12 protein-coding genes and 1 pseudogene are annotated in these 14,285 nt (G+C 62.9%); all 13 read right to left on the minus strand.

Annotated elements, in window-relative coordinates; translation table 11 throughout:
• Positions 1-565: NUDIX domain-containing protein (locus AC1DS3_RS14790; protein ID WP_477127440.1), on the minus strand; the 565-nt coding region annotated here is incomplete at its 3' end.
• Positions 566-617: 52 nt separating this feature from the next.
• A complete protein-coding gene (locus tag AC1DS3_RS14795) occupies positions 618-926 on the minus strand; it encodes a DUF2818 family protein (protein ID WP_174426490.1) in 309 nt (102 codons plus the stop codon).
• A 22-nt stretch (positions 927-948) separates the two neighbouring features.
• Entirely contained in the window at positions 949-2,424 is a 1,476-nt protein-coding gene (nuoN, locus tag AC1DS3_RS14800; protein WP_477127441.1) for an NADH-quinone oxidoreductase subunit NuoN, read from the minus strand.
• Between the two features lie 18 nt (positions 2,425-2,442).
• On the minus strand, positions 2,443-3,909 hold the full coding sequence (locus AC1DS3_RS14805) for an NADH-quinone oxidoreductase subunit M (protein WP_477127442.1): 1,467 nt from the start codon (positions 3,907-3,909) through the stop codon (positions 2,443-2,445).
• A gap of 16 nt (positions 3,910-3,925) precedes the next feature.
• Positions 3,926-5,800: pseudogene (nuoL, locus tag AC1DS3_RS14810) on the minus strand (NADH-quinone oxidoreductase subunit L); the annotation flags it as partial.
• A gap of 59 nt (positions 5,801-5,859) precedes the next feature.
• Entirely contained in the window at positions 5,860-6,165 is a 306-nt protein-coding gene (gene nuoK / locus AC1DS3_RS14815; protein ID WP_441640610.1) for an NADH-quinone oxidoreductase subunit NuoK, read from the minus strand.
• 16 nt (positions 6,166-6,181) lie between these two features.
• Complete coding sequence (locus AC1DS3_RS14820; protein WP_459373263.1) at positions 6,182-6,832, minus strand: NADH-quinone oxidoreductase subunit J; 651 nt, start codon at positions 6,830-6,832, stop codon at positions 6,182-6,184.
• 143 nt (positions 6,833-6,975) lie between these two features.
• Positions 6,976-7,467 (minus strand): NADH-quinone oxidoreductase subunit NuoI, encoded by a 492-nt coding sequence (nuoI, locus tag AC1DS3_RS14825; RefSeq protein WP_267606001.1) that lies wholly within the window; start codon positions 7,465-7,467, stop codon positions 6,976-6,978.
• Positions 7,468-7,532: 65 nt separating this feature from the next.
• Positions 7,533-8,597: an NADH-quinone oxidoreductase subunit NuoH gene (gene nuoH, locus AC1DS3_RS14830; protein WP_043344744.1), complete on the minus strand. Its 1,065-nt coding sequence runs from the start codon at positions 8,595-8,597 to the stop codon at positions 7,533-7,535.
• Between the two features lie 18 nt (positions 8,598-8,615).
• The gene (nuoG, locus tag AC1DS3_RS14835; RefSeq protein WP_441640612.1) at positions 8,616-10,994 is read right to left on the minus strand and encodes an NADH-quinone oxidoreductase subunit NuoG; all 2,379 of its coding nucleotides are present in this window, start codon (positions 10,992-10,994) and stop codon (positions 8,616-8,618) included.
• Positions 10,995-11,006: 12 nt separating this feature from the next.
• Complete coding sequence (nuoF, locus tag AC1DS3_RS14840; protein WP_477127443.1) at positions 11,007-12,302, minus strand: NADH-quinone oxidoreductase subunit NuoF; 1,296 nt, start codon at positions 12,300-12,302, stop codon at positions 11,007-11,009.
• 1 nt (position 12,303) lies between these two features.
• Positions 12,304-12,810, minus strand: a complete 507-nt coding sequence (gene nuoE / locus AC1DS3_RS14845) for an NADH-quinone oxidoreductase subunit NuoE (RefSeq protein ID WP_006156834.1) — start codon at positions 12,808-12,810, stop codon at positions 12,304-12,306.
• Between the two features lie 212 nt (positions 12,811-13,022).
• Positions 13,023-14,276, minus strand: coding sequence for an NADH-quinone oxidoreductase subunit D (locus AC1DS3_RS14850; RefSeq protein WP_006156835.1), 1,254 nt, complete (start codon positions 14,274-14,276; stop codon positions 13,023-13,025).
• Positions 14,277-14,285 lie beyond the last annotated feature (9 nt).

Below are 14,285 nucleotides of genomic sequence, written 5' to 3' on the forward strand. Positions count from 1 at the left end.
AGAACGCCCCAATGATCGTCTTGACGTCGGTAATCCGCCCCGAGCGCACCCAATCGATCACCTGCCCTGCCGGCACGATAAACGTCTCGAGGAATTCGCCTTCATCGAGCTGCGCCGGCCCGGCGGTCAGATCCCGCGCCAGGAAGATATCGATAAACTCGGTGGAATATGAAATAACGGGATGGATGCGCGTGAGGTAATCCCAACGCCGCGCGCTGTAGCCGGTTTCCTCCCGCAGCTCGCGCTCGCCGCAGCGCTGCGCGCCTTCCTGGGGATCGAGCTTGCCAGCAGGAAACTCCAGCATCACTTCGCCAACCGGATAGCGGTACTGCCGCTCCAGCAGCACAGTGCCATCGTTGAACAGCGGGATCATCATCACCGCGCCCGGATGCAGCACATATTCCCGGCCGGCATGCTTGCCGTCGGGCAGCTTGACGATATCTTGCTTGAGTGTGAGGAATTTGCCTGTGTGCAGCGTGGCGGACGCCACGCACACTTCCTTCAGGCCTTGATCGTCGCCAGCGGCGATCTCGCTAKCGTCCAGCGTGTCAATCTTGTCGCTCATGAAAGCTCCGGGTCCGGACGCGGCCGGCCCGGGCGCCTTCGCTACCCGGCCGTCAAGCCGCGCGATGTTTGACGAGGTACTGCCAGGTGAAGCCCGGGAAGGCAAACACCAGCATCATGCAGGCGGTGATGGCGTAGAACTGCCAGCCCTGCGGGAAGGCGTTGCCAAGTCCCGCCTCCACGGCGAAGCCGGCCAGGCCTGCCGCCACATACCAGGTGATCAACTCAGCCAGCCTCATCCACAGCGGCTTCCTGGCGAAACGCAGCGGAATCAGCGCGAACAGCCGCTGGTTGATGAACGGCAGGTTGGCACAGACCAATGCCAGCAAGATGACAAACCAGCCCGCCGCAGATGAACTCATATCGCTACGCCGCCGTCGTGCATCAGGACGCCAGCGTGGCGCGGATCGCCTGGTAGCACAGGTTCATCAGTGCCGCGGGGAACAGGCCCAGGGCAATGATGACCGCGCCGTTCAGCGTCAGCATCGAACGCAGGCCAAAGCTGGATTCCAGCTTGCGCTCGTCAGCCGGCGCATCGAAGTACATCAGCTTGACGATGCGCAGGTAGTAGAACGCGCCAATCAGCGAGAACAGCACGGCCACCACGGCCAGCCAGGTCATGCCGCTCTTGACCACGGCTTCGAGCACCGCCAGCTTGGCGTAGAAGCCCATGGTCGGCGGGATGCCGGCCAGCGAGAACATCATCACCAGCATCAGCAGCGCGTACCAGGGATTCTTGCGCGACAGGCCCTTGAGGTCGTCCAGGGTCTCTGCTTCGAAATCCTTGCCGGCGCGCAGCAGCACGATGCCGAAGGTGCCCAGCGTGGTCAGCACGTAGGTCACGGCATAGAACATCGACGAACCGTACGCGCTGGCGGCGCCGTCGGCCTTGCCGTCGGCCACGCCGGACAGCAGGCCCAGCAGCAGGAAGCCCATGTGCGAGATGGTGGAGTAAGCCAGCATCCGCTTCAGGTTGGTTTGCACGATGGCGGTCAGGTTGCCGATGGCGAGTGACGCCACAGCCAGCACCATCAGCATGACTTGCCAGTCCACCGCCAGCGGCAGCAGGCCTTCCACCAGCAGGCGCAGCGCCATGGMGAACGCAGCCAGCTTGGGCGCGCCAGCGATCAGCAGCGTCACCGCGGTCGGCGAGCCCTGGTAGATGTCCGGAATCCACATGTGGAACGGTGCGGCGCCCATCTTGAACGCAATGCCGGCCACGATGAAGACCACGCCGAAGGCCAGCATGGTGGTGTTGACGCGGCCCGATTCCACCACGCGGAACACTTCGCCGAGGTTCAGCGAGCCGGTGGCGCCGTACAGCATGGACATGCCATACAGCAGGAAGCCCGAGGCCAGTGCGCCCAGCACGAAGTACTTGATGGCGGATTCGGAGGTCACGCGGCTGTCGCGGCGCAAGGCCACCAGCGCGTAGGATGCCAGCGACAGCAGTTCCAGGCCCAGGTACAGGGTCAGGAAGTTGTTGCCGGTGATCATCACGATCTGGCCGCCGAGCGTGAACAGCGCGAGCATGTAGAACTCGCCGCTGAACATGTCGCGGTCGGCCAGGTAGCTACGGGTGTAGACCAGCGTGACGAACAGCGCAGCGGATGCGAAGGCCGACAGCAGGTTGGCCATCGGGTCCACCACCACCAGGTTGGCGAACGCGTAATGGGTCTCGCCGGCGACGCCGTTGATGCCGAACCACACGGTCAGCACCAGCGTGGTCAGCAACGACAGCGGATAGGCCACGCTGGTGCGGCTCTTGCCACGGGCAAGGTCGATCCAGTTGACCGCGGCGATCGCGATCGCCAGGAAAATGATTGGCGCCACAGGTGCCAATGTCGAGGACGGTTGCATGTTTGTTTCTCTCCCCGATTACAGCTTCGACTGCGCCACGTGCGACAGCAGGTTCACCACGGAAGCGTGCATCACATCGGTGAAGGGTTTCGGATACAGGCCCATATACAGGGTCATGATCGCCAGCAGGCCGAGCATCAGGAACTCGCGCTTGTTCAGGTCGACCAGTTCGGCCACGTGCTTGTGCACCACGTCGCCAAAGATCACGCGCTTGACCATCCACAGCGAATAGGCGGCGCCCAGGATCAGTGCCGTGGCTGCCAGCAGGCCAATCCAGAAGTTGAACTTGACCGCGCCCAGGATGACCATGAACTCACCGACGAAACCCGAGGTAGCCGGCAGGCCGCAGTTGGCCATGGCGAAGAACACCGACAGCGCCGCGAACTTCGGCATGGTGTTCACCACACCGCCGTAATCGGCGATCTGGCGCGAGTGCACCCGGTCATACAGCACGCCGATGCAAAGGAACATCGCACCCGAGATAAAGCCGTGGGAGATCATCTGGATGATGCCGCCCTCGATGCCGATCTCGTTGAAGATGAAGAAGCCCAGCGTGACGAAGCCCATGTGGGCGATCGACGAGTACGCCACCAGCTTCTTCATGTCGGCCTGCACCAGCGCGACCAGGCCGATGTAGATCACTGCGATCAGCGAGATGGTGATGATGAAGGCGGCCATGCTATGGCTGGCGTCCGGCGCGATCGGCAGCGAGAAACGCAGGAAACCGTAGGCGCCCAGCTTCAGCATGATGGCGGCCAGCACCACCGAGCCGCCGGTCGGCGCTTCCACGTGGGCGTCAGGCAGCCAGGTATGGACGGGCCACATCGGCACCTTGACCGCGAAGGCCAGGAAGAAGGCGACAAACAGCGCGATCTGCTCGTTCATCGACAGCTTGGCCTGGTGCCATTCGAGGATCTCGAAAGTACCGGTCTTGCTGTACAGGTACAGCAGCGCAACCAGCGTCAGCAGCGAGCCAAGCAGCGTGTACAGGAAGAACTTGAACGCCGCGTACACACGGTTCGGGCCGCCCCAGACRCCGATGATGATGWACATCGGGATSAGCRTGSCTTCGAAGAACACGTAGAACAGCATGCCGTTGAGCGCGCAAAACACGCCGACCATCAGGCCCGACAAGATCAGGAACGAGGCCATGTACTCGGCCACGCGCTCGGTGATCACTTCCCAGGCGGAGATCACCACGATCACCGTGATGAAGGCGGTCAGCACCACGAACCACATCGAGATGCCGTCGACACCCAGGTGGTAGTTGATATTGAAGCGCTCGATCCAGTTCGACTTCTCGACGAACTGCATGGCAGCCGTGGAACGGTCGAAGTGGAATACCAGCGGCAGCGTCACGATGAAGCTGGCGACCGAGCCGAACAGCGACATCCAGCGGACGTAGCAGCGACTACGGTCGGAACCCGAGGCAAGGACCAGCAAGCCAAAAAAGATTGGCAGCCAGATAGCGAAAGACAGAACCATTTTCTTGTTTTCCTTACTTGGCGCTCACCGTGGCGAACGAGGCGTCCATGTAGTACTTGTTGTCGAGCAGGGTGTACAGGCCCGAAAAACGTTGCTTGATGGCAGCCGGGATGTCCGGGCGCTTCATGTAGAAGAACCAGGAAAGCACCACACCGGCGATCGCCAGCCACAGCACCGGCGTGGTCAGCGAATGCAGGCCCATCGCCACCCAGCCGTGGAAGGCTTCGGTCAGCTCCGCCATCGCGTGGTGATTCTCGCCCACGTAGATCACGTTCTTGAAGGCCACGCCATTCTTGAAGAAGTCGCCGAACAGCATCGGGCCGATCGCGATCGCGCCGATCACCACCGACGGGATGGCCAGCAGCACCAGCGGCAGCGTGACGACCCACGGCGACTCGTGCGGCTTTTCTCCCGGAGCCAGGCCATGGTGATGGTCGGACGAGACTTCCTCGTCCTCATGGTCGCCATGATGGTTGTGGTGATCGTGGTTTTCCTTGCCGAAGCGCTCCTCGCCGTGGAACACCAGGAAGTACATGCGGAAGGAGTAGAACGCCGTGACGAACACGCCGGCCAGCACCGCGAAGTAGGCGAAGCCCGAACCCGGGATATGCGACTCGGCCACGGCCTCGATAATCGAGTCCTTGGAGTAGAAGCCAGCGAAGAACGGCGTGCCGATCAGGGCCAGCGAGCCCACCAGCGAGGTGATCCAGGTAATCGGCATGTACTTGCGCAGGCCGCCCATGTTGCGGATGTCCTGATCGTGGTGCATGCCGATGATGACCGAGCCGGCCGCAAGGAACAGCAGTGCCTTGAAGAATGCGTGGGTCATCAGGTGGAACACGGCCACCGAGTAGGCCGAGGCGCCCAGGGCGACGGTCATGTAGCCCAGCTGCGACAGCGTGGAGTAAGCCACCACGCGCTTGATGTCGTTCTGGATGATGCCCAGGAAGCCCATGAACAGCGCGGTAATGGCGCCGATCACCAGGACGAACGACAGCGCGGTGTCCGACAGCTCGAACAGCGGCGACATGCGCGCAACCATGAAGATACCGGCCGTCACCATGGTGGCGGCGTGGATCAGCGCGGAGATCGGGGTCGGACCTTCCATCGAATCAGGCAGCCACACGTGCAGCGGGAACTGCGCCGACTTGCCCATGGCGCCGATGAACAGGCAGATGCAGGCGAYCGTGATCATCAGCCAGTCGGTACCCGGGAAGATCACCGTGGCGAGCTGGTCGCGCGCGGCGAAGACGTCGGTGTAGTTCATGCTGCCGCTGTAAGCCAGCAGCAGGCCGATGCCCAGGATGAAGCCGAAGTCACCCACACGGTTGACCAGGAATGCCTTCAGGTTGGCGAAGATGGCCGTCGGGCGGGTGTACCAGAAGCCGATCAGCAGGTACGACACCAGGCCCACAGCTTCCCAGCCGAAGAACAGCTGCAGGAAGTTGTTGCTCATCACCAGCATCAGCATCGAGAAGGTGAACAGCGAGATGTAGGCGAAGAAGCGGTTGTAGCCGGGGTCTTCGCTCATGTAGCCGACGGTGTAGATGTGCACCATCAGCGAGACGAAGGTCACCACCACCATCATCATCGCGGTCAGCGAGTCGACCAGGAAGCCCACCTCCATCTTCAGGTCGCCGATCTTCATCCACTCGTACACGGTGGCGTTGAAGCTCGCGCCGTTCATGACGTCCATCAGCACGATGATCGACAGCAGGCAGGAAATCGCCACACCGAGAATCGTCACGGTGTGGGCCAGCGTGCGGCCGGCGCGTGTCTCCGAGGAGAATGTGCTGAAGAACTTGGTGCCGAACAGGCCGGCGATGGCTGCACCGGCGAGCGGTGCGAGCGGAATCGCCAGTAGCAGGTTGGGGTCGAGCGTGGTTGCCATAGGACGCTTAGTGGTGTGCGGTCGGAGAACGGTCTTGATTCATAACGTAGCGGCGCGGATCAACCCTTGAGGGTGTCCATGTCGTCCACGTTGATCGTGTCCAGGTTGCGGAACAGCACGACCAGGATTGCAAGGCCGATTGCCGATTCGGCCGCAGCCACCGTGAGGATAAAGAAAACGAAAACCTGTCCTGCCAGGTCGCCCAGATAGTGCGAGAAGGCGACGAAGTTCATATTGACCGCAAGCAGCATCAACTCGATCGCCATCAGCAGCACGATCACGTTCTTGCGGTTCAGGAAAATACCAACGATGCTGACGGCGAACAGGATCGCACCGAGCACGAGGAAATGGGCGAGAGAGAGCACAGCGTTTCTCCGGGCTTTAGTTCTTGTTAGCGGCAGCCGCGGCATCCGGGCTGGCTTGAGTGCCGGCACGGGCTTCGCTGGGCATCGAGACCAGGCGCACGCGGTCCTGGCGGCGGGTGCGCAACTGCTCGCCCACGTCTTGCGACTTGTTGTCCTTGCGGCGGCGCAGCGTCAGCGCGACGGCGGCGATGATCGCCACCAGCAGGATGATGCCCGCCACTTCAAAGGCGTAGATGTAGTCGGTGTAGATCAGCTTGCCGAGCGCTGCCGTGTTGGAGTAGTCCGGGCCCTGCGCCACGTTGTTCAGCGGCACCGTGGTGCCGATGAAGTTACGCACCAGCACGGTGGCCATCTCGCCGATGATCAGCGCGCCGATCACCGAGGCCATCGGTACGTAGGTCCAGAAGTCCCGTCGCAGGTGCTCGATGTCGATATCGATCATCATCACCACGAACAGGAACAGCACCATCACGGCGCCCACGTACACCAGCACAAGCAGGATGGCGAGGAATTCGGCCTTCAGCAGCATCCAGATCGCGGCTGCCGTAAAAAACGACAGCACGAGGAACAGTGCGGAGTGCACCGGGTTCTTCGCGGTGATGACTTTCAGTGCGGAGAGCACCAGCACCAGCGCAAAGACATAGAAGATGGTGGTCGTGAGTTCCATGGTCCTCGTCGAGCCTTCCGGCACAAGCCACCCCTGGTKGCCTGCCCTTGCGGCATCCTTTTCGTTAGCCCCACACGGGGCCCGATTCACAATGCATTGGCAACGCCCGCCAGGTTCGGCGGGCACGCCCTGTAATGCGCTTATCAGCGGTACTTGGCGTCCGCAGCCTTGGCCGCGGCGATCTGCGGCTCGTAGCGGTCGCCCACTGCCAGCAGCATGTCCTTGGTGAAGTACAGGTCGCCGCGCTTCTCGCCGTGGTACTCGAGGATATGCGTCTCGACGATGGCGTCGACCGGGCAGGCTTCTTCGCAGAAACCGCAGAAAATGCACTTGGTCAGGTCGATGTCATAGCGCGTGGTGCGGCGGGTGCCGTCGGCGCGGGCATCGGACTCGATGGTGATGGCCACGGCCGGGCAAACCGCTTCGCACAGCTTGCAGGCGATGCAGCGCTCTTCCCCGTTGGGGTAGCGGCGCAGCGCGTGCAGGCCGCGAAAACGCGGCGACATCGGCGTTTTCTCTTCGGGGAACTGGACCGTGATCTTGCGGGCGAAGAGATAACGCCCGGTCAGAGCCATGCCCTTGAAGAGTTCCTTCAGGAGCAGGCTGTTGAAGAAGTCCTTGATGGCGAGCAGCATGACGATTGCTTCCTAATGATTCCGCAGGGCGCCGCCTGTTGTGGCTGCGCCCCTGCTTTGGCCGTTCAATGCCAGATATTCCAGGGCGACCGGATCCAGATCGCCACGATGACCAGCCAGCCCACCGTCAGCGGGATGAAGATCTTCCAGCCCAGGCGCATGATCTGGTCATAGCGGTAGCGCGGGAACGAAGCACGAATCCAGATAAACACCGACAGCAGCAAAAATACCTTGATCACCAGCCAGAAGAAGCCCGGGACCGCATTGGTGATGAAGCTCTCGAACGGCGGCGCCCAGCCTCCCAGGAACATCAACGCGGTCATCGTCGAGATGACGATCATGTTGATGTACTCAGCCAGGAAGAACAGCGCGAAGCCCATGCCCGAGTACTCGATCATGTGGCCGGCAACGATTTCCGACTCGCCTTCCACCACGTCGAACGGGTGGCGGTTGGTTTCGGCCACGCCAGAGATGAAGTACACGCCGAACATGGGCAGCAGCGGCAGCCAGTTCCACGACAGTACGTTGATCCCCATGTTGGCGAAATAGCCGGTGTTCTGCGAGTTGACGATGGCCGACAGGTTCAGGCTGCCAGACACCATCAGCACGGTCACCAGGGCAAAGCCCATGGCGATTTCATAGGACACCATCTGCGCCGCGGCGCGCATGGCGCCGATGAAGGCGTACTTGGAGTTGGAGGCCCAACCGGCCAGGATCACGCCGTAGACGCCAACCGAGCTGATCGCCATCACGTACAGCAGGCCGGCGTTGACGTTGGCCATCACCACTTCGGCCTGGAACGGAATCACCGCCCAGATCGCCACGGCGGGCATCAGCACCATCAGCGGGGCAACCAGGTACATGCCCCGGCTGACCTGCGTGGGCATCATCACTTCCTTGAGCAGCAGCTTGAGCACGTCGGCGATCGGCTGCAGCAGGCCGAGCGGTCCGACCCGGTTCGGGCCGATACGCACGTGCATCCAGCCAATCAGCTTGCGCTCCCACAGGATCAGGTAGGCCACGCACAACAGCAGCGGCACCACAATGACCACGGCGCGAATCAGGATCCACAGCGGCGTCCAGGCGCCGCCGAAGAGATTCTGTCCTTGCGAGGTAATCCAATCGATCATGTTTCTTTCTCGCTCTTCTTATGCCGTGGCCGCCGGCTCGGCCGCGCCCTTCGCGGTGGCGGCCAGGTCGATGGCTTTCTCTACGGTGACGGTGCCGAACGGTGCGCCCAGCGTGGTCGCGGCAACGGTGCCGGCGGACACGCGCACGGTGCCGGCAGGCAACGCGGCTTCGAGGGCGGCTGGCAGCACCACGCTGCCCTGCCCTTGCGTCACGCGCACCGGGTCGCCAGCCTGCACGCCCAGCGAGGCGAACAGGTCGGCTGACAGGCCGGCTTGCATGGCGCGGCGCGCGGCTGCGGACAGTTGCAGCGAATCGGCACGGCGCACGATCGGGTCGGCATGGTAGATCGGCACATCGGCGATGCGTTCGATCCCACCCGCCACCTGGGCGGTGACGCGGATGGCCGCGTCGGTGCCGTTGTTCAGTTGCGGTGCGACCGGCTTGGCCAGCACTTCGTCTCGCACGCTTTCGGCGGTCTCGAAGTCAAAGCCAGGCACGTCCAGCAGGTTGCCAAGCACGCGCAGCACCTTCCAGCCCGGACGCGAATCGCCCAGCGCGCGGACGACGCCGTTGAAGCTTTGCGGCAGGCCTTCGCAGTTCACGAACGTGCCTGCGGTTTCGGTGAACGGGGTCACCGGCAGGATCACGTCAGCATATTGCAGCGCGGCGTCCGAGCGGAACGCGGACAGCACCACCACGGTGCCGGCCTGGGCCAGCGCGGCCAGGGCCTGGCTCGGGTTGGCGGCGTCGAACTCGGGTTCCGTGTTCAACAACACGTAGGCACGGCGCGGCGTGTCGAACATGGCCTGCGCATTGGCGCCGCCATTTTGCGGCAGCGCGCCGGCGATATGGCCACCGACGGTGTTCGCGGCTTCGGTCAGGAAGCCCAGCGTAGCGCCGGTTTCCGTGGCGATCCACTGTGCCAGCGCGTGCAGCGCGGCAAATTGCGGATGACGCACGGCCTCGTTGCCGAGGAACACGGCGCGGCGCTCGCCCGACAGCAGCGCGTCGGCCACCAGCTTGGCCTTGTCGTCGCCATCGAAGCCATCGGTGCCCGCCGGAGCGGCCACGCCCTTGGCGGCGGCAACGGCACGGGCCACGCCGGCCAGGGCTGCGGTCCAGCCGGACGGCGCTACGTCAATGCGTGCGGCCAGCGGCATCAGCAGGTCCTCGGCGCTGGCGCCGAGCACGGCCACGCGGGCCCCCTTCTTGCCAGCCTGGCGCAGACGCGCGGCCAGCAGCGGATGATCCTTGCGCAGGGCGGAACCGATCACCAGCACGCGTTGCAGCGCGGAGACGTCGGCGATCGGCAGGCCGAGCCACGGCGCACCCTTGATGGCGGCCGAGAAATCGGTCTGGCGCTGGCGGAAGTCGACGTTGTCGCTGCCCAGGCCACGCACCAGCTTGCCCAGCAGGTGGAGTTCTTCCAGCGTGCTGTGCGGGCTGGCCAGCGCGGCGATCTGGTCGGCGCCATGGTCGCGCTTGATGCTCGCGAGGCCGTTGGCCACGTATTCCAGTGCGGTCTGCCAGTCAGTTTCCATCCACTCGCCACCCTGCTTGACGAGCGGCTTGGTGAGACGGTCCGGGCTGTTGAGGCCTTCGTACGAGAAGCGGTCCTTGTCGGACAGCCAGCATTCGTTGACGGCTTCGTTGTCCAGCGGCAGCACGCGCATCACGCGCTGRTTCTTGGTCTGCACCACCAGGTTCGCGCCCAGGCCATCGTGCGGCGACACCGACTTGCGGCGCGCCAGTTCCCAGGTACGTGCCGAGTAGCGGAACGGCTTGCTGGTCAGCGCGCCGACCGGGCAGAGGTCGATCATGTTGCCGGACAGTTCCGAATCCACGGTCTGGCCAACGAAGGTCGTGATCTCGGAGTGCTCGCCACGGCCCAGCATGCCCAGCTCCATCACGCCGGCCACTTCCTGGCCAAAGCGCACGCAGCGGGTGCAGTGGATGCAGCGGCTCATCTCTTCCATGGAGATCAGCGGGCCCACGTTCTTGTGGAATACGACGCGCTTTTCTTCCTTGTAGCGCGATTCCGATGCGCCGTAGCCCACGGCCAGATCCTGCAACTGGCACTCGCCGCCCTGATCGCAGATCGGGCAATCCAGCGGGTGGTTGATCAGCAGGAATTCCATCACCGACTTCTGGGCCTTGACTGCCTTCTCCGAATTGGTGAAGACCTTCATGCCAGGGGTGACCGGCGTGGCGCAGGCGGGCAGCGCCTTGGGCGCTTTCTCAACCTCAACCAGGCACATGCGGCAGTTCGCCGCGATGGACAATTTACGGTGGTAGCAGAAGTGCGGGATGTAGGTGCCCAGCTGGCGGGCGGCTTCCATCACCAGGCTGCCTTCAGCAACCTCAACCTTCTTGCCGTCGATCTCGAGTTCAACCATGTTCTGCCACGCTTAAGAGTAGGCCGGAACMATGCACTGCTTGTGTTCGACGTGATATTCGAACTCTTTCCAGTAGTGCTTGAGCATGCCGCGGACCGGCATCGCTGCCGCATCACCAAGCGCGCAGATAGTGCGGCCCATGATGTTTTCAGCGACGTTATTGAGCAGGTCCAGATCTTCCTGGCGCCCTTCTCCGTGTTCGATACGATTCACCATGCGATAGAGCCAGCCGGTGCCTTCACGGCACGGCGTGCACTGGCCGCACGATTCTTCAAAGTAGAAATACGACAGACGCAGCAGCGAACGAACCATGCAGCGCGTCTCGTCCATCACGATCACCGCGCCCGAGCCCAGCATCGAGCCGGCCTTGGCGATCGAGTCATAGTCCATGTCGGACGCCATCATCATGTCGCCCGGCACCACCGGGGCGGACGAGCCGCCCGGGATCACTGCCTTGATGCGCTTGCCGCCGCGCATGCCGCCGGCGAGTTCCAGCAGGGTCGCGAACGGCGTGCCCAGCGGGATCTCATAGTTGCCGGGGCGCTCGACGTCGCCGGAGATCGAGAAGATCTTGGAGCCGCCATTGTTCGGCTTGCCCATCTTCAGGTAGTTTTCCGGCCCGATCGACAACAGGAACGGCACCGCGGCAAACGTCTCCGTGTTGTTGATGGTGGTCGGCTTGCCGTACAGGCCGAAGCTGGCCGGGAACGGCGGCTTGAAGCGCGGCTGGCCTTTCTTGCCTTCCAGCGATTCGAGCAGCGCGGTTTCCTCGCCACAGATGTAGGCGCCGTAGCCGTGGTGGGCGTGCAGCTGGAAGTCAAAGCCCGAGCCCAGGATGTTGTCACCCAGGAAACCGGCGGCACGTGCCTCTTCGAGGGCTTGCTCGAAAATCTTGTACTCGTTCCAGATCTCGCCGTGGATGTAGTTGTAGCCCACGGTGATGCCCATCGCGTACGCACCGATGGCCATGCCTTCAATCAGCGCATGCGGGTTGTAGCGGATGATGTCGCGGTCCTTGAAGGTACCGGGCTCGCCCTCGTCGGTGTTGCAGACCAGGTATTTCTGGCCGGGGAACTGACGCGGCATGAAGCTCCACTTCAGGCCGGTGGGAAAGCCTGCGCCGCCACGGCCGCGCAGGCCGGAGGCCTTGACGTCCGCGATCACCTGCTCGGGCGTGATCTTCTCGGTCAGGATGCGCTTGAGCTGCTGGTAGCCACCGCGCTTGACGTAGTCGTCGAGGTGCCAGTTGCTGCCATCGAGGCCAGCCAGGATCAGCGGCTTGATATGGCGGTCGTGCAGAGAGGTCATGTTACTTATCTCCCTTGGCTGCAGTGCTGCCGGCGGCCTTGAGCTCGTCGACGAGCGCGTCCAGCTTGGCGTCGCTCATATGGCTGCACATGCGGGTATTGTTGACGATCATCACCGGTGCGTCGCCGCAGGCGCCCATGCACTCGCCTTCCTTGAGGGTGAAGGTGCCGCACGGGGTGGTTTCGTTGTAGCCGATCCCCAGCTTTTGCTTGAGGTAGTCGCCGGCACGTTCGCCGCCGGAGAGTGCGCACGGCAGGTTGGTGCAGACGGTCAGCTTGTACTTGCCGACCGGCTTGGTGTCGTACATGTTGTAGAAGGTTGCAACCTCCTCGACCCATACCGGCGGCATGTCGAGGTAGCTGGCAACAAACTGCATGACTTCCGGGGAGACCCAGCCCACTTCGCCCTGCGCCACGGCCAACGCCGCCATCACGGCCGACTGCTTCTGGTCAGCCGGATACTTGGCGATCGCGCGATCGATTTCCTTGAGAGCTTCTGCTGATAGCATGGTCGTTGCTGTAATACGCCGTGTCATTTGCGGATCTGCGCCGCCACATGGCGCGCATCCCGCAGGTTTGCAGCCGTCGCTGCCGTTGCAGCCCGCATGTCAAAGGCATGCTGGGCTCACCGCGGGTTTCCCGTGACCGGACACGATCGATTGTGGGTCCGTGCCAGGGGCGCCCGGATCGTCGTCCGGGGCCGGCGGCTCTTGTTAGCTCGTCAGCGGTCGATTTCGCCGAAGACGATGTCTTGCGTACCGATGATCGTTACCGCATCCGCAATCATGTGGCCCTTGGCCATTTCATCCAGTGCGGCCAGATGGGCAAAGCCCGGGGCACGGATCTTCAGGCGATACGGCTTGTTCGCACCGTCGGAGATGGCATAGATGCCGAACTCGCCCTTCGGGTGCTCCACTGCCGCGTAAGTCTCGCCTTCGGGCACGTGAATGCCTTCGGTGAAGAGCTTGAAGTGGTGGATCAGCTCTTCCATGTTCGACTTCATGTCCACGCGCGACGGCGGCGCCACCTTGTGGTTGTCGCTCATCACCGGGCCCGGATTGCGGCGCAGCCAGTCAATGCACTGCTTGATGATGTTGTTGGACTGGCGCATTTCTTCCACGCGCACCAGGTAGCGGGAGTAGCAATCGCCGCCCACGCCCACCGGCACCTGGAAGTCCATGCGGTCATACACTTCGTAGGGCTGCTTCTTGCGCAGGTCCCACTCGATGCCGGAGCCGCGCAGCATCGGGCCGGTAAAGCCCATCTGCAGCGCGCGCTCGGGACTCACCACGCCAATGCCGACCAGGCGTTGCTTCCAGATCCGGTTGTCCGTCAGCAGCGTCTCGTATTCGTCGACGTACTTCGGGAAGCGGTTGGTGAAGTCCTCGATGAAGTCCAGCAGCGAGCCCGAGCGCGCTTCGTTCATGGCCTTGATGGCGCGCTCGTTGTGGATCTTCGACGCCTTGTATTGCGGCATCGTGTCCGGCAGGTCGCGGTACACGCCGCCCGGACGGTAGTAAGCCGCGTGCATGCGCGCACCCGACACCGCCTCGTACATGTCGAACATGTCTTCGCGTTCGCGGAAGGCGTACAGGAACACCGCCATCGCGCCCACGTCGAGCGCGTGCGAGCCGATCCACATGAGGTGGTTCAGCAAGCGCGTGATTTCGTCGAACATCACGCGGATGTACTGCGCGCGAATCGGCACCTCGAGACCCAGCATCTTCTCGATGGCCATCACGTAGGCRTGCTCGTTGACCATCATCGACACGTAGTCGAGGCGGTCCATGTACGGCACGCTCTGGATCCAGGTCTTCTGCTCGGCCAGCTTTTCGGTGGCACGGTGCAGCAGGCCGATGTGCGGGTCGGCGCGCTGGATGACTTCGCCGTCCAGCTCCAGCACAAGGCGCAGCACGCCGTGTGCCGCAGGGTGCTGCGGGCCGAAGTTAAGGGTGTAATTCTTGATGTCTGCCATTGCGCGTTC

It is taken from the genome of Cupriavidus sp. 01L46, assembly GCF_056399905.1.

Coding starts and splice junctions, on each gene's coding strand:
- AC1DS3_RS14795 (WP_174426490.1), bottom strand. CDS start 926: ATGAGTTCATCTGCGGCGGGCTGGTTTGTCATCTTGCTGGCATTGGTC.
- AC1DS3_RS14820 (WP_459373263.1), bottom strand. CDS start 6,832: ATGGAACTCACGACCACCATCTTCTATGTCTTTGCGCTGGTGCTGGTG.
- nuoI (WP_267606001.1), bottom strand. CDS start 7,467: ATGCTGCTCGCCATCAAGGACTTCTTCAACAGCCTGCTCCTGAAGGAA.
- nuoH (WP_043344744.1), bottom strand. CDS start 8,597: ATGATCGATTGGATTACCTCGCAAGGACAGAATCTCTTCGGCGGCGCC.
- nuoE (WP_006156834.1), bottom strand. CDS start 12,810: ATGCTATCAGCAGAAGCTCTCAAGGAAATCGATCGCGCGATCGCCAAG.